This window comes from Actinoplanes sp. CA-142083, from assembly GCF_050942195.1.
Taxonomy (GTDB): domain Bacteria; phylum Actinomycetota; class Actinomycetes; order Mycobacteriales; family Micromonosporaceae; genus Actinoplanes.
Genome location: NZ_CP192076.1, coordinates 3,903,454 through 3,921,379, shown reverse-complemented (window position 1 = coordinate 3,921,379; position 17,926 = coordinate 3,903,454). Strand labels below are relative to the sequence as shown.

The window sequence follows — 17,926 nt, the reverse complement described above, 5'->3', positions numbered from 1 at the left end:
CGGCACAGCATGAGCCAGACCCGGAGAATCCTGAAGAACGCGACCGCGTTGTACGTGGCCGAGTTCGTTTCCCGCGCGATGACGCTCGTTCTGACGATTCTCGTGGCCAGGACGCTCGGCAGCACGGAGTACGGCAAGCTCGCGCTCGTGCTGTCGGTCATGGCCATCGCCCAGAACCTGACGGACTTCGGCTTCAGCACGCTCGGCGTCAAGCTGATCGCCAACGAGCCGGGCGCGGTCAATCGCATCGGATCCGCGATGCTGGTTCTGAAGGTGGCGCTGGGTGTCGTCACCAGCGGCGCCATCATCGTCATCGTGCTCCTGGCCGGGGTGCCGGGCGACCTCGCCTGGATCTTCGTCTTCAACTCGCTGACTCTCGTCACGCTCGCCTACACGACGAGCATGTCCTCGATCTATCGGGGCCACGAGATCATGCAGTTCGACGCGTACGGCCGGACCGGCATCGCCTTCCTGACGACCGCGGTGGGCGCGCTGCTGATCTCGTCGGGACACGGCGTGGTCGCCATCTCCGCGCTCACGCTGGCGCTGACCTTCGTCAACGCGCTGTACATGAAGTCGGTGAACGACCGGCAGCGGCTCTTCCGGTTCGAGTGGCCGCGGTCCACTCAGGAATACGGTCCTCTCCTGAAGCAGGCTCTGCCGTTCGCGGTCCTGGCGGTGCTCGTCGCCGTCAGTTTCCGGGTGGACGCCCTGATTCTGGGTCTGTTCGAGTCGACCACCGCGGTCGGTGAGTACTCGGCCGCCTACCGGGTCTTCGAGCTCCTGCTGATCGTGCCGGCCATCTTCGCGGGTGTCCTGCTGCCGACCACTTCGGCCCGCCTGAACTCGGACAAGGCCTCGGCGCACTCGCTCACCATGATTGCGATCAGGTATTTCACGTACCTGTGTTTCCCGCTCGCGATCGGGGTCGCGTTGCTGGCCGGGCCTCTGATCACGCTCGTTTACGGCAATGAGTATCCCGGCAGCATCATAGTGCTTCAAATTATGAGCTTCACCGTGATTCCCACGTTCATTTCGTCCCTCACGGCGAATATCATTCACGCCAGCAGCCGACCGCAGCACAATACATACATCGCGCTGTTCAACGTGATCTTCAACGTCTCGCTCAACCTGATTCTGGTACCGATCCTCGGCTTGCGCGGAGCGGCGATCACCAGCCTCGCCACCCAGACGATCGGTCTGGTGATCGGCACGGTTCTGATCGCGCGCCATGTCTTTGTGCTTCCGTACTGGCTCGCGATCTGGCGGCCGATATTGGCGAGCCTGGTCATGGCCGGCGTCATCGTCGCCTTCACGAGCCTGTGGCTCCTGCCCGTCTACATAATCGTGTACGCCGTGACCCTCTATGCCTTGCGGGCCTTCTCCAAGCGCGACCAGGAAATTCTGCGCGAGGCGTTGCCCGCGCGCCGGAGAGGAACGGTGTCGACATGAGAATCGGGCTGGACATCCGTCCGCTTCAGACATATCACCGGTACCGCGGCATCGGCATCGTCGTGACCGCCATCCTCGAGGCGTTCCGGCTCACCGAGAACGACCATCTCGTGCTGTACCGCTACGACCACGACGCGCCGGAAAGCACCGTGGCCCTGCCCGAGGACTTGTCGTGGGAGGTTGTCTCGCTAGGGGCGCCTCCCGCCCAGCCGTTGGTGCACGCCCTGCGCGCGACGGTGCGGCCCGGGGACCGGCTTGACGTCAGCGGCCAGCGGCTCGACGTGTTCCTGCAGCCGGACTCCGCCAACGGGCTGCCGTCCGGAGCACCGGTAGTCACCATCGCGTACGACCTGATTCCGCTCATCTTCGCGGAGCACTATCTGCCCGGCTTGTCGCTGAGCGCGCTGCGCCGGCTTGGCCCCAAGGGCTTCGTCAGCGGCTACCTGCGGGCCTATCTCTACCGCTGGCAGCTTCGCCAGCTCGTGAACTCCGACCGGGTCATCGCCATCTCCGAGGCCACCCGCCGCGATCTGCTGAAGTACCTGCCCAGGCTGCCCGCCGGCCGGGTCTCGGTGGTTCCGCTGGCGGCGAACGCCGTGTACGCCCCGACCGACGAGCGCGCCGCGCAGGCCAAGTACGGTGTGACCAAGCCGTACCTGCTGTACACGGGTGGCGTGGACTTCCGGAAGAACGTGGGCGGCGTGATCGAGGCCTTCCACCGTCTCCGTTCCGTCCGGGATTGCCAGCTGGTCCTGGTGGGCCAGGACTTCGTGGCGGGCCGGGCGGACGCTCAGAAGTCCCTCGCCCAGCAGCTCGACGACTCGCCCTACGCCGCCGACATCGTCCGGCCGGGGTTCATCTCCACCGAGGAGCTCGTGCAGCTCTACAGCGGCGCGACGGCCTTCGTCTTCCCGTCGCTCTACGAGGGTTTCGGACTCCCCGTCCTGGAGGCCATGGCGTCGGGATGCCCGGTCGTCACGTACGACAACTCCTCCCTGCCCGAGGTGGCGGGCGAGGCGGCGCTGCTGCTCGGCCCTCAGGACGACCTGTCGACGGCCCTCGACGAGATCTTCTCGGACGACGCGCGACGCGAGCGGATGCGCGAGTCCGGGTTGAAGCAAGCGGAGCAGTTCACCTGGGCGGCGACGGTCGACCAGATGATGACGGTGATCAGGGCCACGTCACAACAAGATGAGGGACTGCAGTCGTGAAATCCATGATGCGGGGACTCTTTGCCGCGGATGCCCCGTCCGGGCTACGCCGGTCGGCGCGAATCTCCGACGCCCTGTTCGTGGCCGGCCTCGTCCTGACCGCGGTGATCATGGCCTGGGATCGGGTGCCGCAATTCGGCGGGCCGGCGCCCCATGTCTCCCTGGTCGACGCCCGCGGGCTGGCGCCGCAGGAGCTGATCGCTTTCCTTCTGTTGCTGCAGCGCGGCCTCGTCATGGCCTGGGATCGTTTTCGCAAGAAGGGCGGCGCCTGGCCGGACACCGGCCTGGCCGTGGCTTTCGGCCTGCTGGCCGTGGCCGTCGGCGTGGCGGCCCTGACCGCCTTCAACTTCGGTGTCGCCGTGATGGCGTCGTTGATCTTCTGCTTCGCCCTCGGGCGGGGCTGGCTGCTGGCGCAGTACATCCGGGATCGCGAGCTCAGGCTGTTCGAGAACGTCGTGCTGTGGGTGGCCGTCGCGGCGGTCGTGCTCGGCTACTTCCAGTTCGTCGGCGATGTCTTCGGTCTCTCCCAGTCGTGGACGCAACTCCTGCCGGGGTACAACAGCACCACCGGCGCCTATCCGTTCCCGCGGCCCCAAGCGTTCGCCCTCGAGCCGCTGTACCTGGGCCACTGGTTGTTCCTGCCGCTCGGCATCCTGCTGACGCGCTACTGGCGCACCAGGAAAGCCTCGGCCTTCGAGCAGATCCTGCTGGTGCTCGCCCTCGGCCTCTTCCTGCTCACGCTCTCCCGGGGCGCGTTCCTGGGGCTGGCGCCGGCCGTCCTCGCGCTGGTCATCGCCGGTCGTGCCTGGCGTCCCGTGCTGTACCTGGTGCGCAACGGCGTCCTCGCGCTCCTGGTCGTCGGCGGGATGCTCCTGCTCGCCAGCTCCGCGCACGACACCGGCACGCCGGAAACGGCCGGTACGACCGCCGCGCCGGAAGCGTCCTCGCCGGAGGCGTCGTCCCCCGCGGCCACGGCCAGTCCCGAGAGCGCGCCGGAGAAGCCAGGCGTCGTCGGCTCGTTCACCGGGCATGCCCTGGATGTCAACGACGACTCCGCCCAGACCCGGTACGAGCTCTGGCCCAAGACCGTTCGTATCTTCCTCGACCATCCGCTGACCGGCGTCGGTTTCAACAACGCGCGCCTGCTGCTGCACGACGGCAGCGCCTCCGCCTCGCCGGCCGAGGCGAACGCTTTGCAGCCGGTGAACAACGACTACCTGACGTTCGTCAGCGAGCTGGGTCTGGTCGGCGTCCTCCTGGCGCTGCCGCTTCTCTGGCTCATTCTGCGGGCGATGTGGGGTACCTGGCGGGCCCGGCTCGACCACCCGTCGAGCCCTTACGCGTTCGCCCTGGTGGGCATGGCCTTCGAGGCCAACGCGTTCCAATCGCTCTCACTCCTGCGCACCTGGGTGGTCATCGGCCTGCTCATCGCCGGACTGCGGCTGATGCGGGAGCGACAGACCGAGGCCGAGCGCTCGGACGACCTGGCGGAGACGGTTGTCCTCAACCCGGCGGTCGCGGACACGGCCGTCATCGATCGTGGCTCGGTGGGGTCGAAGTCCGCATGAGAATCGTGATCGACGGGCGAATGCTGTCCTGGACCGGCGTAGGCCGCTACACCCACGCTCTCCTGGAAGGGCTGGAGGCGATCGACCGGACCAACGAGTACGTGGTCCTCATGCGCCAGGACGACTGGTCGAGATGGAAGCCTCAGGAGAACAACTTCCGGCGCGTCGAGTGCGACATCGAGCCGTACGCGCTGGCGGAGCAGACCAGGTTGCCCAGGATTCTCCGCGGTCTGGCCCCGGATGTCGTGCATTTCGTGACCCCCAACGCAGCCGCCCTCTACCGGGGCACCAAGGTCGTCACGGTCCACGACCTGACGCTGCTCGATTTCGACACCAGCCGGGGATCGCCGGCCCGGCGCCTCGCCGGCAAACTCAAGCGCTTCCCGTTCCGCCTGATCTTCCTGACCCAGCTGGCCACCGCCAAACGCATCGTGACAGTCACCGGATACGTCCGGGAACAGCTGGTCAAACGCTTCCGGGTCGATCGCGCCAAGGTTTCGGCCGTGTGGAACGCCGCCGACTCCATTCACCTGGCCGAGGCCGCTGAGGAGAGTGTCGACGGCCTGGCGAAGTCGGACCCGCTCATCCTTTACGTCGGAAACTACTACCCGTACAAGAATGCCCGGGTGCTCATCGAGGCCTTGGCCCTTGTGTCACGAAGCCGGCCGGACGTGAAGCTGGTGCTGGCGGGAAAGACGGGCGAGTACAAGGACGACCTGCTCGCGCTGGCGGAGTCGCTGAATGTGTCCGACCGGGTGGTCATGCCCGGCTTCATCACCGACGGCCAGCTCAAATGGCTCTACCGCAACTCCGCGATGTACGTGTATCCCTCGCTGTCCGAAGGATTCGGGTTGCAGGGCTTGGAGGCCATGGCGCAGGGACTGCCGGTGCTCTCGTCGACCGCGACCTGCCTGCCGGAGGTGTACGGGGACGCGGCTCTGTACTTCGACCCGCACGCGGCCGACGATCTGGCGCAGAAGATCAATGACCTGCTGGAGAATCCCGAACTCGCCACCGAGATGGCGGCCAGGGGTTACGAACGCCTGCCGATGTTCTCGTGGCGGGCGACCGCCGAGGCAATCCATCGGATTTACCTGGAGACCGTTCAGTGAGAGTCTTTGTCGAGGGCACGCCCCTCTTCCGGCAGCGCACGGGCGTGGGCCAATACACGAAGAACCTGCTCGAGGCCCTTTTCCGGCTCGACGAGGAGAACACGTACACCATCTTCTCGTTCGCCCTGCCGGGGCAGAAGACAAAGCCCCGGCCGATCCCGGAAACTCCCCGCCTCGGTTACCGGTTCATCCGGTACATGCACCAGAAGGTGTTCAACGCGGTCGTCCGCAAAGTGACGGCTCCGCCCATCGACGTCATGCTGGGAAGCCGGCCCGACCTGTTCCTCTTCCCCAACTTCGTGCGCTACCCGCTCCCGCTCGGCAGCCGCGCGGTCGCGATCATCTACGACCTCTCCTTCGTGCTGCACCCCGAGCACGTGGCCCGCAGGAACCGCCAGTTCCTCACCCGGTACGTCCCGATCACGATCGAGAGATGCCAGCACATCGTCACGATCTCGGAGAATTCCAAGAAAGAGATCGTGGAGTACTACGGGGCCGATCCGGACAAGATCTCGATCGTCAGCCCGGCCATCGATCACAGCTTCTTCTACCCGCGGCCCGCGGCTGAGATCGACGCCGTGACCGGGAAGTACAACATCACCAAGCCTTACATCCTGTACGCGGGGACGCTGGAGCCCCGGAAGAACATCAGAAGCATCCTGGACTCGTACGCGAAATTGCCGCCGGAGGTGCGCGCTTCGTACTCCCTCGTGCTCGCCGGGGGCAAGGGCTGGCTCGATCAGGACATCAAGAGACGGCTCGACGAGCTGCAGCACATGGACATCATCACCACCGGATACGTCCCGGACGAGGATCTGCCGGCGCTGTACAGCGGAGCCTCGGTGTTCGTGTACCCGTCGTTGTACGAGGGCTACGGCATGCCGCCCCTGGAGGCGATGGCGTGCGCCACCCCGGTGATCGTGGCGAACAACTCCTCGCTGCCCGAGGTCGTCGGCGACGCGGGCCTGCTGGTCGACGCCCACGACGTCGATTCTCTGGCGCAGTACCTGGAGAAGGTCCTCGGTGACCCGGCTCTGGCCGGCGAGCTCCGCCGCCGCGGCCTCGAGCGCGCCAAGACCTCGAACTGGGACGAGAGCGCGCGGCGGCTCCTGGCCGTGATCAACGAGTTCGGGTCACAGCGATGACGGCGCTGGTGACGGGCGCGACCGGGTTCGCCGGCGCCCACCTCATGGAGGCGCTCCGGCAGTCGGGGCAGCCGGAAGCCTACGGAACCTCGCTGTCGGAGGCCGAGACCGACCGCATGCGGCAAGTCGACCTCACCGATTTCGACGCGGTGGTCGCCCTGCTGGACGAGCTGCGGCCCGAGACGATCTTCCACCTGGCCGCCTTCGCGTCGCCGGCGCTGTCGTTCAAGCGGCCGGCCGAGGCGGTCACGTCCACGCTGACGATGCAGATCAACCTCTACCAGGCCTGCCTGGCGCTGCGCATCACGCCTCGCATCCTGGTGGTCAGCAGCGGTCAGATCTACGGCGCGACCGCCTCCTCGCAGCTGCCCTTGGCCGAGACCACGCCGCTGGACTTCGCCAGCCCGTATGCGGTTGCCAAGGTGGGCCAGGAGAACCTGGTCTCGATGTACGCGAAACTCGGCCTCGAGTCCGTCATCGCTCGCCCGTTCAACCACATCGGGCCCGGGCAGCAGGCGGGCTACCTCGTCTCCGACCTCACGAAGCAGATCGCGGAGCTGGAGCGCGACGGCGGAGAGACCCTGCGAGTCGGCAACCTGAGCTCCAAGCGGGATTTCACCGATGTCCGGGACATCGTCCGCGCCTACCTCCTCCTGGCGGCCAAGGGCACGGCCGGCGAGGTGTACAACGTCTGCTCCGGCCGATCCCGGTCCGGGCAGGAGGTTCTGGACCTTCTCCTCGACATCTCGGGCCACGAGATCCACACCGAGCAGGATCCCGAGCGGATGCGGCCGGCCGACATCCCCGAGCTCCGTGGGGACGCCACGAAGATTCAGCTGGATGTCGGCTGGAGCCCCGAGATACCGATCGAGCAGACGTTGTCCGACACGCTCGCCTACTGGCGCGGACGGGTGTAGCGCGCCGCTTCCCGCCGTACGATATGCGCGTTTTACGAAGGCAGTTGAGTGCCCGCCTGTTCGGCCGTGAGGTATTCGGCGGCCCACGTCAGCCACTCCGTGTCGATCTTGCCGTGGGCGGCCGCGGCGCGCCGGAGCGCCGCCGACAGGTCCTCGGCCGACGCGAACGAGAACTGACCCGGGTCGACGCGGCCGGGCAGGCGGGTGGTGACCTCCTGCAGCAGCCACTCGTTGCCGTCGGGGTCCGCGAACGTGGCCCGCGACCGGTAGCTTGCGCGGTCGGGATCGAGGCCGGACCGCGGACCCTCCGCCGTGACGTGATAGATCTCCTCGACCACGACACCGGCGGCCACGAGCTCGTTCCGGGTGGCCTCGATGTCGGCGACGACCAGATAGTTCTTGGCCGAGCCGGCGACCGCTGACGACGGGGCCAGGGCCGGGCCGAACTGGACCGAGCAGGCCGAGCCCTTGGGCGTGAGCTGGACGACGCCGGGCGGCGTGTGGTCGAGGCGCCAGCCGAGGCGACCGTAGAACTCCTTGGCGCGGTCGACGTCCGCCACCGGGATGATCACCACTTCGAGCTTCATGTCAGTCATGCCTACGACTCTCGCGCCGCCCGCACCGGGTTCGCACCCGTGACCGACCCTGGAGACACCACCGGCCGGGACCCTGGGGGTGCCCGGCCGGCGCTCTAAACGCTGGACGTCACTTCGACTCGGCGCCGATCTTCTCGATCGTCGCGGTGTCGTCCTTGCGGACCGCGTCGAAGAGGGTCTTGGCCTTGGCCTTGTCGGGCAGGACCACGCTCTGGTTGCCGATCGTGCCGGTGCCCTTGCTGGGGCTGGTGTAGAAGTTCAGGTTGCCGCTGCGGAGGTGGCGCAACTGAGTGGCCATCGACAGCAGGTTCAGGTCTTTGTCGACGCTGACCGTGTCGGTGGTGGCCTGGAGGAAGCCGTTGATCTTGGTCGGGCTCGACAGCGTGCCGCCGGAGGAGGCCTTGTCGAGGATGGCCTTGATCACCTGCTGCTGGTGGCGGATGCGGGCGAAGTCGCCGTCCTTGAACGAGTACCGCTCGCGGGCGTAGTCGAGGGCGGCGGCGCCGTCCATCTCCTGCGGGCCGGCGTCGAAGTGGCGGGTGTGGTTCGCATTGAGCGAGTGCGTCGACGTGAATGAAGTCTCGACGTCGATGTTCACGCCGCCGAGCGCGTCGACGATGTCCTTGAAGCCGGCGAAGTCGACCAGCGCGACGTGGTCGAGGCGGACGCCGGTGTAGTTCTCGACCGTCTGCACCATCAGCGGGACGCCACCCCAGGCGTACGCAGCATTGATCTTGCTGCTCGTGTCGCCGTGCTGGCCGTTGGCCGACTTGGGGATGTACACCCAGGTGTCACGGGGGATGGAGATGAGCTGCGCGGCCGACTGGTCCTTGTTGAGGTGCAGCACGATGATCGTGTCGGAGCGGGAGCCGCCCAGGTTTTCCGGGTCGCGCGTGTCACTGCCCAGCAACAGGAAGTTCTGCGCCTTGCCGGCGGCCGCTTCCTTCTGCGGGCGGCTGGCCTCGGGGACCTGGGTGAACGCGTCCACCCGGTCGACGTTGCCCTCGACACTTCGCAGGTACAGCCCGCCGGCGATGAGACCGACACCGACCAGGATCAGCGGAACAAGCAGGCAGATCAGGATGATCTTCTTTTTGTTGCGCTTGCGCTTGGGCTTCTCACCAGGGAAGTTGTTCTCGTCGCCCAGGCCGATTACTTCGGTGGCGTCGCGGTCGTAGGTCGGCTGATGGGTCGGCATGCGAGAGATCGTACTGACGGTCGCAACCTCGCACTGCCCCACCTTCGGTCCGACCTGGCCATACGTGAAGATGTGATGAATGGCATGTAACCGATGGGTGCGGGGCCTGGTCCGATTTTCGCCATTGACCCGGAAGATCCACCCCATAAATTTCTCAATGCGCACATAACCGGCATTGATTTGAATTGCATCGAAGACCACCGGACCGACCGGACCGGGGTGGTGCCGATCCGCAGCAACCTTTAACATTCCGCCTCGATCGCGACTATGTGAGCCGCGTTCGCAACACGGGGGAAGATTATGGTGCAGGCGGGTTCCAAGCTGCCTGGTCCGTCGACCGATGACGGGCCACCGGGCGGCGAGATCTTCGATTGGTGGGCGCCCAGCGGCGAGATACCGCTGGAGCCGGTGCGCGTGCCGGCGCCGCGCCGCAGCCCGGAGGAGCCGCCGACCGAGCGGCTGACCTTCGACGGCAATTCACGCTCGACGGTTGTCCTTCCTTATATACCGTCGCCCAAAGCCAGCCGCACGCGCCCGCTGCGCGCCTGGATGCTGGCCCTCCCGATCGACCTGGCCGCGCTGCTCGCCCCGATCGTCTGGAGCCAGCAGTACTGGAAGGCCACCGTCTCGGTCGCGCTGCTGACCGTCTTCGCCTTCGCGCTCGGCGGCCTCTACCGCGCCCGCCGGCACCTGAGCGTGCTCGACGAGCTGCCCCAGCTCTACTTCCGCTTCCTGGCCGCCACCGCGGCGGTCGCGATCGTGGTGGCCGCCCGGCACGACTCGATCAACTACATCGACGGCTTCCTGCGGGTCGCCGCGATCTCGGCGGTGCTGATCCTGCCGGCCCGCGCGCTCAGCCGCTTCGCCGTGCTGTTCGCCCGCCGCAAGCGCTGGGTCGAGCACAGCGCGATCGTCGTGGGCGGCGGCCCGATCGCCATCGAGCTGGCCCGCCTGCTGCGCCGCTACCCCCAGTACGGCCTGCGCTTCGGCGGCTTCGTCGACGTGCTCTCGACCGCGCACGACACGCGCGAGATGAAGCCGTTGATCGGCGAGCTCGAGCAGCTCGAGGAGCTGGTCCGCTACACCGAGTGCGACGTGGTCATCATCGCCGACATCGACTGCCCGGAAAGCCGGCTGCTGCGCGCCGTGCGGGCGCCGGGCCTGGCGAACACCGACCTGTGGATGGTGCCGCGGCTGCGCGAGTTCCCCGGCTCGACCGGCTCGCCCGACCACATCGGCGCGATTCCGGTGGTGCCGCTGCGCCAGCCGACCCTGTCCGGCCCCAAGTGGGCGGTCAAGCGCACCACCGACATCGTCTTCGCGTCGATCGCGCTGATCCTGCTCAGCCCGATCATGCTGATCGCCGCGGTCGGCACCCGCCTCGAGGGCGGCCCGGGCATCATCTTCCGCCAGCAGCGGATCGGCCGCTACGGCAAGCCGTTCGACGTGCTGAAGTTCCGCTCGATGCGCCCGGTCGACGACGCCGAGTCGCAGACCAACTGGAACATCGGCCACGACCCGCGGGTCGGCCCGTTCGGCAAGTTCATGCGCCGCACCTCGGTGGACGAGCTGCCGCAGCTGTGGAACATCCTGCGCGGCGACATGACCGTGGTCGGGCCGCGGCCCGAGCGGCCGTACTTCGTCGACCGCTTCTCGGTCGATTTCCCGGAATACGCGATGCGCCACCGGGTGCCGGTGGGGCTGACCGGTCTCGCCCAGGTGAGCGGCCTGCGCGGCGACACCCCGATCTCCGATCGGGCGCGCTTCGACAACTACTACATCGAGAACTGGTCGCTCTGGCTGGATGTCAAGGTCATCCTGCGTACGGTCGGCGAAGTGTTCCGCGGCGGAGGTAGATAAGTTCACGGCGCCGTGACCTGCTGCATCACCGCCACCTCCACAGTGTGCTCATGGTGATGACCAGGTTCGCGGCGCTCGGCGATTCGGTCACCAGCGGGTACGGGGACCCGATGCCCGGCGGTGGCTGGCGCGGCTGGGCAGTGCTGCTCGCCGAGGCGCTCGGAGCGGAGTTCCACAATCTGTCGATCAGCGGCGCGCGCGTCGCCGACGTGGTCGACCGGCAACTGCCGGCGGCGCTCGATCTGCGGCCGACGATGGCGTCGGTGCTGGTGGGCATGAACGACACGCTGCGCGGCGACTTCGACCACGTCGCGCTCGGTTATCGGCTGCGCGACACGGTGGCGCAACTGACCGCGGGCGGCGCGACCGTGCTGACCGCGCGGCTGCCCGACCCGGGCCGCATGTTCGGCCTGCCGGGTGCGATCGCCCGCCCGCTCGGCCGGCGCATGGAGGCGCTGAACGAGGCGCTCGACCGGATCGCCGCCGAGCACCGGACGATCCACGTGGACCTCGCCGGCGCCGCCTACAGCCGCAACAACTGGAGCGTGGACCGCCTGCATCCGAGCGAGGTGGGCCACCGGCTGCTGGCGTTCCGCTTCGCGACGGCGCTGCGCGACGCCGGGCATCCGGTGGCGGCGCTGCCGGGCCTGGAGCCGACCAACCCGGAGCCGACGGCGGCCGCCCGGGTCTGGTGGATGGCGACCCAGGGCAACCGCTGGCTGCTGCGCCGCTCGACCGACCTCTTCCCGGTCCTGGCCAAGATGGTGCTCGCCGAACTGCGCCAGCCGAAAATCGCTACGCCAGAGGTTCGCAACTTGCGGTAGAGTCACGGAACTTACGGTCCGTGACTTAATGGGGTACCCAGATGACGAGCACCGAGGCCACGACCGCGACCCTGACCGGCCGCGCGATCCAGAACCCGGTGCTCACCGGCTTCCACCCCGATCCGTCGATCCTGCGCGTGGGATCGGACTACTACATCGCCACGTCGACCTTCGAGTGGTACCCGGGCGTGCGCCTGCACCACTCCACCAACCTCGTCGACTGGGAGCCGCTCGGCGGCGCGCTCGGCGAGAAGCGCCTTCTCGACCTGACCGGCGCCGGCGACTCCGGCGGCGTCTGGGCGCCCAGCCTCACCTACGCCCACGGCGAGTTCCACCTGCTCTACACCGACGTCGCCACCTTCGCGGGCGGGTACTGGGATCCACAGAACTACGTGGTCACCTCCCCCAGCATCGAGGGGCCCTGGTCCGACCCGGTGGTGCTGCACGGCCGCGGCTTCGACGCCTCGCTCTTCCACGACGAGGACGGCTCGACCTGGATGCTGTCGATGGTCGCCGACGCCCGTCCCGGTCACAACCGCTTCGCCGGGATCTCCATCCAGCGGTACGACCGCGCGGCCCGGAAGCTGACGGGCGACGAGCACATGATCTTCAAGGGCACCGAGGCCAAGGTGACCGAGGCGCCCAACCTCTACCGCAAGGACGGGTGGTACTACCTGGTCACCGCCGAGGGCGGCACAAGCTGGGAGCACCAGGTCACGGTGGCCCGCTCGCGCGACATCCTCGGGCCGTACGAGGCGGATCCGGCCGGCCCGCTGCTCACCTCCAACGGGCGCCCCGAGCTCGCCCTGCAGAAGGCGGGGCACGGCAGCCTCGTGGAGACCCCCGCCGGGCAGTGGTACCTCGCTCATCTCGTCGGCCGGCCGTACACGCCGCTCGGCCGCTGCGTGCTCGGCCGCGAGTCGGCGATCCAGGAGGTGACCTGGACCGAGGACGGCTGGCCGCGCATCGCCGGCGGCATCCCGGCCGACACCGTGCCGGCCCCGCTCGGCGTCACCGTGCCGCCCGAGCGCCCGGTCTCCTCCGAGCAGCAGGAGTCCGACGACTTCGACGCCCCCGCCCTCGGGGTCAACTGGTCGACCCTGCGCCGCCCGGCCACCCCCGACTGGATCGACCTGACCAGCCGCCCCTCGTTCCTCCGCGTCACCGGCGGGCAGTCCCCGATGACCCGGCACCGGCCGAGCATCGTGGCGCGCCGGGTCGTGGCCCGCTCCTGCGAGCTCGACGCGGTCCTGGAGTTCGCGCCGCGCAACTATCGGCAACTCGCCGGAATCACCGCGTACTACAACACCAAGAACTGGTACTTCCTGAACGTGACCGCCGAGGACGACGGCACCCCGGTGCTCGCCCTGCTCGCCTGTGACAGCGGCAAGGTGGGCGTCGTGCCCGATTCGCGGGTCGATGTCACCGGCATCGCGCGGCTGGGCCTGCGGACGCGGCTCGAGGGCGAGGCGCTGACCTTCGCGTACACGACCGAGCCCGATGCCGCCCAGCCAAGGTGGCAGAATCTGGGTCCGACGTTCGACGCGACCACGCTCTCCGACGAGTACGCGGCCAAGGTCGTGGCGGGCGAGCCGGAAGCGTGGGGCTTCACCGGCGCGTTCGTGGGACTCTGGGTTCAGGATCTGGGCGCCGAGGGTGGTTACGCCGACTTCGATCGCGCCACCTACAAGACCTCTGGGTGAAGAGGGGTGTCCGGGCTGGGCGGGGCGCGCCCGGCCCGGGCATTAACTACTTCGACCCGGTTGCTATCGCCAGCACTCGTCCGGTGTTGACGCCGCTCGACGAGCAGGCCGTCGTCGCGCTCTTCACGAAGATCGCGGAGGTCTCCTGCGGCGGGGTGACGTTGTAGCCCTTCACCGCCACCGACTTGCACGTGGTCGGGTCGACCTCGCCCGGGTGGTGGTAGGCGAGCGTCGCGTGCGCCGACTTCTTGGGCGCGATGGTCACGGCCGCCGGGGGCGCCTCGGTGGGGCTCGGCTCGAACGAGTTGTCGATCGCCTGGCCGGTCTTGGTGGCCACCCAGGCGACCGCCGGATATCCGGTCAGCGAGCACGCCTTGGACGACTTGTTGGTGAAGACCAGGCTCACGTAGAGCAGGCCGGCGTTGGACTCGACGGCGCCGGTCGACGCCTTGAGGTCGGCGGTGTGACAGCGGTTGGCCGGCTTCGTCGTCTTGGGCTTCGTGCCCGTCGCGCCGGGATTCGTCACCCCGGCACTCGCCGACTCGGTGGCCGGCGCGCTGGCTGGCCGGCTCGCGGCGCCGGACGGGGCGACCCACGTCGCCTCGGCCGACGGGTCGTCGTGGGAACAGGCGGTGGCGGCCAGCACCAGAGTGGCGGCGGCCAGAAGATGCACAAGACGTTTCATGACAACCTTGCTGTCGACCGGGGTAACCCATCAAACCCCATGGCCACCACCCCGGCACACCGGCCCCCGGGTCAGGGTCGCATCGGCCGCACGGTCGACCGGATTCAGAGCGCCGCGGCCGCCGCCCGGCCCGCCTGACGGCCCGAGAAGAGGCAGCCGCCGAGGAACGTGCCCTCCAGCGACCGGTAGCCGTGCACGCCGCCCCCGCCGAAGCCGGCCACCTCGCCGGCCGCGTACAGGCCCGGGATCGGCGCGCCGGCCGCGTCGAGCACCCGCCCCTGCAGGTCGGTCTGCAGCCCGCCGAGCGTCTTGCGGGTCAGCACGTTGAGCCGCACCGCGATCAGCGGGCCCTTGCTCGAGTCCAGGATCTTGTGCGCGGCGGCGGTGCGGCTCAATGAGTCGCCCACGTAGGACAGCGCGTTGCGAATGCCCATGACCTGGGCGTCCTTGCTGTAGGAGTTGTCGATCTCGTGGTCCCGGGCGTCGATCTGCCGCTTCAGGTCGTCCAGCCCGATCAGGTCGTTCCCGGCGATCCGGTTCATTCCGGTCACCAGCTCGGGCAGCGTCGACGCGACCACGAAATCGGCGCCGTACTTCTCGAACTTCTGGATCGGCTCCGGGGTCTGCCAGATGCGGCTGAGCAGCTGCCACACGTTCTTGTTGGTCAGGTCCGGGTTCTGCTCGGAACCGGAAAGCGCGAACTCCTTGTCGACGATCTCCTGCGTGCTGACGAACCAGGAGTAGTCGTAGCCGGACGCGGTGATCGAGCCGAGCGTGTGCAGCGTGTCGTAGCCGGGCCAGTCGGGCGCGGTGAAGCGCTTGCCGGTCGCGTCGAACCACATCGAGGACGGGCCGGGCAGGATCCGGATGCCGTGGCCGGGCCAGATCGGGGCGTAGTTGCGCAGGCCCTCGGTGTAATGCCACATCCGGTCCGGGTTGACGAGGCGCGCGCCGGCTTGCTGGGTGATCCCGAGCATCCGCCCGTCCACGTGCGCCGGCACCCCGGTGATCATGGTCTTCGGGGCCGTCCCCAGCCGCGGCGGCCAGTTCTGCCGGATCAGGTCGTGATTCGCGCCGATGCCGCCCGAGGTGACGATCACCACGGGGGCTTTCAGATCAAAAGATCCCGTTATCGTACGACTGGAAGGCGTGCCCCGGGCGGCCGAGCTCGCCTCGAGGATCGCCCCGCGCACTCCCGTCACGACCCCGCCCGTCCGGACCACTTCGTCGACCCGGTGCCGGTGCTTGAAGACCACCTTGCCGGCGGCCACGCCCGCCCGCACCTTCTTCTCGAAAGGCTCGACGACGGCCGGCCCGGTCCCCCAGGTCACATGGAAGCGGGGGACCGAGTTGCCGTGCCCGCCGGCGAGGCCGCCCCCTCGTTCGGCCCAGCCCACGATCGGGAACCACTGCACGCCCAGACCCGCCAGCCAGGAGTGCTTCTCGCCGGCCGCGAAATCGACGTACGCCTGCGCCCACTTGTAGGCCCAGTAGTCCTGTCCCGCCGGGTCGTCGATGCCCCGGTCGAAGCCCGCCGTCCCGAGCCAGTCCTGCCAGGCCAGGTCGCGGGAGTCCTTGATGCCCATGAGCCGCTGCTCGGGCGAGTCGACGAAGAAGAGCCCGCCGAAGGACCAGAACGCCTGCCCGCCCAGGTTGGTCTCGGGCTCCTGGTCGAGCAGCAGCACCTTCTTGCCGGCCGCGACGAGCTCGCTGGTCGCGACCAGGCCGGCCAGGCCGTGCCCGACGACGATCGCGTCCGCGTCGGCCGCCGCCGCACTTGCCGCCCGGGGCGCCATCGCCACGCCGGCGGCGACCCCACCGGCCACGGTGAGCGCCCGGCGCCGACTGATCTTGGGGGTTTCCATGTGCCCTCCCGACGCTCCTGACGTGAATCTTCTTCGCGTCCACATGGAAGCAGGTCGATCATCGGCGGCGATAGTGCGTGATCGCCAACCAGAAGGGCCCGCGTTGTTTACTGCATCCGACGTAGGTCTCCCCTACTGCAGCCGGACGACGCCGCCGCCGCGGGGCCGCCGCTAGTGTGGGCGCATGAAGCTCCAGGTCACCGCCGGATGAGCACATCCGGCAGTGCCCCCGCCCGGCTCGGGCATCTCCGTGGCCGGGGGTTGATCGGCCGTCATCCGGTGATCAGCGACGTCGTCCTGGCCGCCGTGGTCGTCGGGCTCCTCACCTGGGCGATCGTGATGGGCCCCGGCGAGACCGCGGGCCGGCCGCTGACCGGCGGCGACGTGGCCGGCGGCGTGATCGCGTTCGCGGCGATCGCGGGCCGGCGGTGGCATCCCCGGGCGATCCTGCTGACCGTAGCCGCGATCAGCTGCTTCTCCTTCGGCGTCACCGGCGACGCGCTGCTGATCGTGGCGACCGGGCTGGTGGCGTACGCGATGGCCGTGCAGACCGATCGCCGGACCACCTGGCTGCTGGTAGCGGTCTGCTTCGCCGCCATGTACGTGGCCGGCGCCTTCTTCCATGACCAGGGCCTGTGGCCGCCCGGCATCGTGCCCTACGTGACGTACCTCGGCATGGCCACGGCGATCGGCGACGCGACCCGCAGCCGGCGCGCCTACTTGGCCGAGGTCGAGGAACGGGCCCGCCGCGCCGAGCAGACCCGCGAGGAGGAGGCCAGCCGCCGCGTGATCCAGGAGCGGCTGCGCATCGCCCGCGAGCTGCACGACGTGATCGCCCACCACATCGCGGTGATCAACGTGCAGGCCGGCGCCGCAAGCCACCTGCTTGACAAGCGACCAGACCAGGTGCGGCCGGCGCTCGACCACATCCGCCACGCCGGCGACACCGTGCTGCAGGAGTTGAGCTCGATCATCGGCGTCCTACGCCGCGCGGACGACCTCTCCCCAACCGGCGACCGTTCCCCGGCCGGCGGCTCGTCCATAGCCGGCGGCTCGTCCATAGCCGGCGGCCTTTCCCCGGCCGGCGGCCTTTCCCCGGCCGGCGGCCTTTCCCCGGCCGGCGGCCCCTCCCGGGCCGGCGGCCCCTCCCGGGCCGGCGGCTCGTCCCTGACCGGCGGCTCGTCCCTGACCGGCGGCTCGTCCCTGACCGGCGACCCCTCCGCGGTTGGCGCCGCCGTCCCGGTCGGCGGCCCCTTCCGGCCCGACACGGAGCCCACCCGCGGGCTTGCCCGGCTGCCGGAGCTGCTCAACGCGGCGGCCGCGGCCGGTATGGCGGTCGACTTCCGGCAGGTAGGCACGGCCCGGGAGCTGCCGGCGATGGTCGACCTGGCCGCCTTCCGGATCGTGCAGGAGGCGCTCACCAACGCGCACAAGCACGGCACCGGCGAGGCCGATCTGACCGTCACCTACACACCAGCCGGCGTCGGCGTCGAGGTGGCCAACGCGGTCTCCCCCGGTCGCCGCGACGCCGCCGGCTCCGGTTACGGCCTCGTCGGCATGCGCGAGCGCGCCGCCGCCGCCGACGGCACCCTCGACGCCCACGCGACCCCCAACGGCCGCTTCCTGGTGCATGCCGACCTGCCCGCGCCCGAGACCGGTTGAGCCCTTGCCCAAGCCGATCTGCCCGCGCCTGTCGACCTACCCGCGCCTGTCGACCTACCCACGCCTGTCGACCTACCGCGTCCGTCGACCTGCCCGCGTCCGTCGACCTGCCCGCGTCCGTCGACCTG

General features: G+C 68.8%; 14 protein-coding genes. 10 read left to right on the top strand and 4 right to left on the bottom strand.

All coding sequences use genetic code 11. The features are described 5' to 3' along the window. Positions 1–9: 9 nt before the first annotated feature. From ACQPZX_RS17900 to ACQPZX_RS17875, 6 genes are read left to right on the top strand one after another with little or no spacing between them, the layout of a single operon-like run. A complete protein-coding gene (locus ACQPZX_RS17900) occupies positions 10–1,452 on the top strand; it encodes a flippase (protein ID WP_433381876.1) in 1,443 nt (480 codons plus the stop codon). After that, entirely contained in the window at positions 1,449–2,663 is a 1,215-nt protein-coding gene (locus tag ACQPZX_RS17895) for a glycosyltransferase family 4 protein (RefSeq protein ID WP_433381873.1), read from the top strand. The genes ACQPZX_RS17900 and ACQPZX_RS17895 overlap by 4 nt, the downstream gene beginning before the upstream one ends. A gap of 5 nt (positions 2,664–2,668) precedes the next feature. Further along, positions 2,669–4,231: an O-antigen ligase family protein gene (locus ACQPZX_RS17890; protein WP_433385299.1), complete on the top strand. Its 1,563-nt coding sequence runs from the start codon at positions 2,669–2,671 to the stop codon at positions 4,229–4,231. Further along, positions 4,228–5,343: a glycosyltransferase family 4 protein gene (locus ACQPZX_RS17885; protein WP_433381871.1), complete on the top strand. Its 1,116-nt coding sequence runs from the start codon at positions 4,228–4,230 to the stop codon at positions 5,341–5,343. The genes ACQPZX_RS17890 and ACQPZX_RS17885 overlap by 4 nt, the downstream gene beginning before the upstream one ends. Beyond that, positions 5,340–6,488 carry a glycosyltransferase family 4 protein gene (locus tag ACQPZX_RS17880; RefSeq protein ID WP_433381869.1) on the top strand — a complete coding sequence of 383 codons (1,149 nt, stop codon included), beginning with the start codon at positions 5,340–5,342 and terminating at the stop codon, positions 6,486–6,488. The genes ACQPZX_RS17885 and ACQPZX_RS17880 overlap by 4 nt, the downstream gene beginning before the upstream one ends. Next, a complete protein-coding gene (locus tag ACQPZX_RS17875) occupies positions 6,485–7,405 on the top strand; it encodes a GDP-mannose 4,6-dehydratase (RefSeq protein WP_433381866.1) in 921 nt (306 codons plus the stop codon). Before ACQPZX_RS17880 ends, ACQPZX_RS17875 begins: the two co-directional genes overlap by 4 nt. Before the next feature lie 32 nt (positions 7,406–7,437). Here ACQPZX_RS17875 and ACQPZX_RS17870 read toward each other — a convergent pair whose 3' ends face one another. Continuing rightward, positions 7,438–8,001, bottom strand: a complete 564-nt coding sequence (locus ACQPZX_RS17870; protein WP_433381864.1) for a VOC family protein — start codon at positions 7,999–8,001, stop codon at positions 7,438–7,440. A gap of 109 nt (positions 8,002–8,110) precedes the next feature. Continuing rightward, on the bottom strand, positions 8,111–9,199 hold the full coding sequence (locus tag ACQPZX_RS17865) for an LCP family protein (protein ID WP_433381861.1): 1,089 nt from the start codon (positions 9,197–9,199) through the stop codon (positions 8,111–8,113). A gap of 549 nt (positions 9,200–9,748) precedes the next feature. Between ACQPZX_RS17865 and ACQPZX_RS17860 the strand changes: the two genes are divergently transcribed. Genes ACQPZX_RS17860 through ACQPZX_RS17850 form a run of 3 tightly spaced genes read left to right on the top strand, consistent with a single transcriptional unit; the run spans position 9,749 to position 13,586 of the window. Continuing rightward, a complete protein-coding gene (locus ACQPZX_RS17860; protein ID WP_433385296.1) occupies positions 9,749–11,059 on the top strand; it encodes a sugar transferase in 1,311 nt (436 codons plus the stop codon). Between the two features lie 50 nt (positions 11,060–11,109). Beyond that, on the top strand, positions 11,110–11,883 hold the full coding sequence (locus ACQPZX_RS17855) for an SGNH/GDSL hydrolase family protein (RefSeq protein ID WP_433381858.1): 774 nt from the start codon (positions 11,110–11,112) through the stop codon (positions 11,881–11,883). A gap of 41 nt (positions 11,884–11,924) precedes the next feature. Continuing rightward, positions 11,925–13,586: a glycoside hydrolase family 43 protein gene (locus ACQPZX_RS17850; RefSeq protein WP_433381855.1), complete on the top strand. Its 1,662-nt coding sequence runs from the start codon at positions 11,925–11,927 to the stop codon at positions 13,584–13,586. Positions 13,587–13,632: 46 nt separating this feature from the next. Here ACQPZX_RS17850 and ACQPZX_RS17845 read toward each other — a convergent pair whose 3' ends face one another. Both ACQPZX_RS17845 and ACQPZX_RS17840 read right to left on the bottom strand, forming a co-directional pair. Beyond that, positions 13,633–14,271 (bottom strand): DUF4232 domain-containing protein, encoded by a 639-nt coding sequence (locus ACQPZX_RS17845; protein ID WP_433381853.1) that lies wholly within the window; start codon positions 14,269–14,271, stop codon positions 13,633–13,635. 104 nt (positions 14,272–14,375) lie between these two features. Next, positions 14,376–16,067 carry an FAD-binding dehydrogenase gene (locus ACQPZX_RS17840; protein ID WP_433385294.1) on the bottom strand — a complete coding sequence of 564 codons (1,692 nt, stop codon included), beginning with the start codon at positions 16,065–16,067 and terminating at the stop codon, positions 14,376–14,378. Positions 16,068–16,343: 276 nt separating this feature from the next. Here ACQPZX_RS17840 and ACQPZX_RS17835 point away from each other — a divergent pair, with 276 nt between their 5' ends. After that, positions 16,344–17,798 carry a sensor histidine kinase gene (locus ACQPZX_RS17835; RefSeq protein ID WP_433381850.1) on the top strand — a complete coding sequence of 485 codons (1,455 nt, stop codon included), beginning with the start codon at positions 16,344–16,346 and terminating at the stop codon, positions 17,796–17,798. Positions 17,799–17,926: the final 128 nt, after the last annotated feature.

Bases quoted from the DNA above. Each gene is read 5' to 3' on its own strand.
- ACQPZX_RS17845 (WP_433381853.1), bottom strand. From the start codon at position 14,271: ATGAAACGTCTTGTGCATCTTCTGGCCGCCGCCACTCTGGTGCTGGCC.
- ACQPZX_RS17850 (WP_433381855.1), top strand. From the start codon at position 11,925: ATGACGAGCACCGAGGCCACGACCGCGACCCTGACCGGCCGCGCGATC.
- ACQPZX_RS17875 (WP_433381866.1), top strand. From the start codon at position 6,485: ATGACGGCGCTGGTGACGGGCGCGACCGGGTTCGCCGGCGCCCACCTC.
- ACQPZX_RS17855 (WP_433381858.1), top strand. From the start codon at position 11,110: ATGGTGATGACCAGGTTCGCGGCGCTCGGCGATTCGGTCACCAGCGGG.
- ACQPZX_RS17865 (WP_433381861.1), bottom strand. From the start codon at position 9,199: ATGCCGACCCATCAGCCGACCTACGACCGCGACGCCACCGAAGTAATC.
- ACQPZX_RS17885 (WP_433381871.1), top strand. From the start codon at position 4,228: ATGAGAATCGTGATCGACGGGCGAATGCTGTCCTGGACCGGCGTAGGC.
- ACQPZX_RS17890 (WP_433385299.1), top strand. From the start codon at position 2,669: ATGATGCGGGGACTCTTTGCCGCGGATGCCCCGTCCGGGCTACGCCGG.
- ACQPZX_RS17860 (WP_433385296.1), top strand. From the start codon at position 9,749: ATGCTGGCCCTCCCGATCGACCTGGCCGCGCTGCTCGCCCCGATCGTC.
- ACQPZX_RS17840 (WP_433385294.1), bottom strand. From the start codon at position 16,067: ATGGCGCCCCGGGCGGCAAGTGCGGCGGCGGCCGACGCGGACGCGATC.
- ACQPZX_RS17895 (WP_433381873.1), top strand. From the start codon at position 1,449: ATGAGAATCGGGCTGGACATCCGTCCGCTTCAGACATATCACCGGTAC.
- ACQPZX_RS17900 (WP_433381876.1), top strand. From the start codon at position 10: ATGAGCCAGACCCGGAGAATCCTGAAGAACGCGACCGCGTTGTACGTG.
- ACQPZX_RS17870 (WP_433381864.1), bottom strand. From the start codon at position 8,001: ATGACTGACATGAAGCTCGAAGTGGTGATCATCCCGGTGGCGGACGTC.
- ACQPZX_RS17835 (WP_433381850.1), top strand. From the start codon at position 16,344: ATGAGCACATCCGGCAGTGCCCCCGCCCGGCTCGGGCATCTCCGTGGC.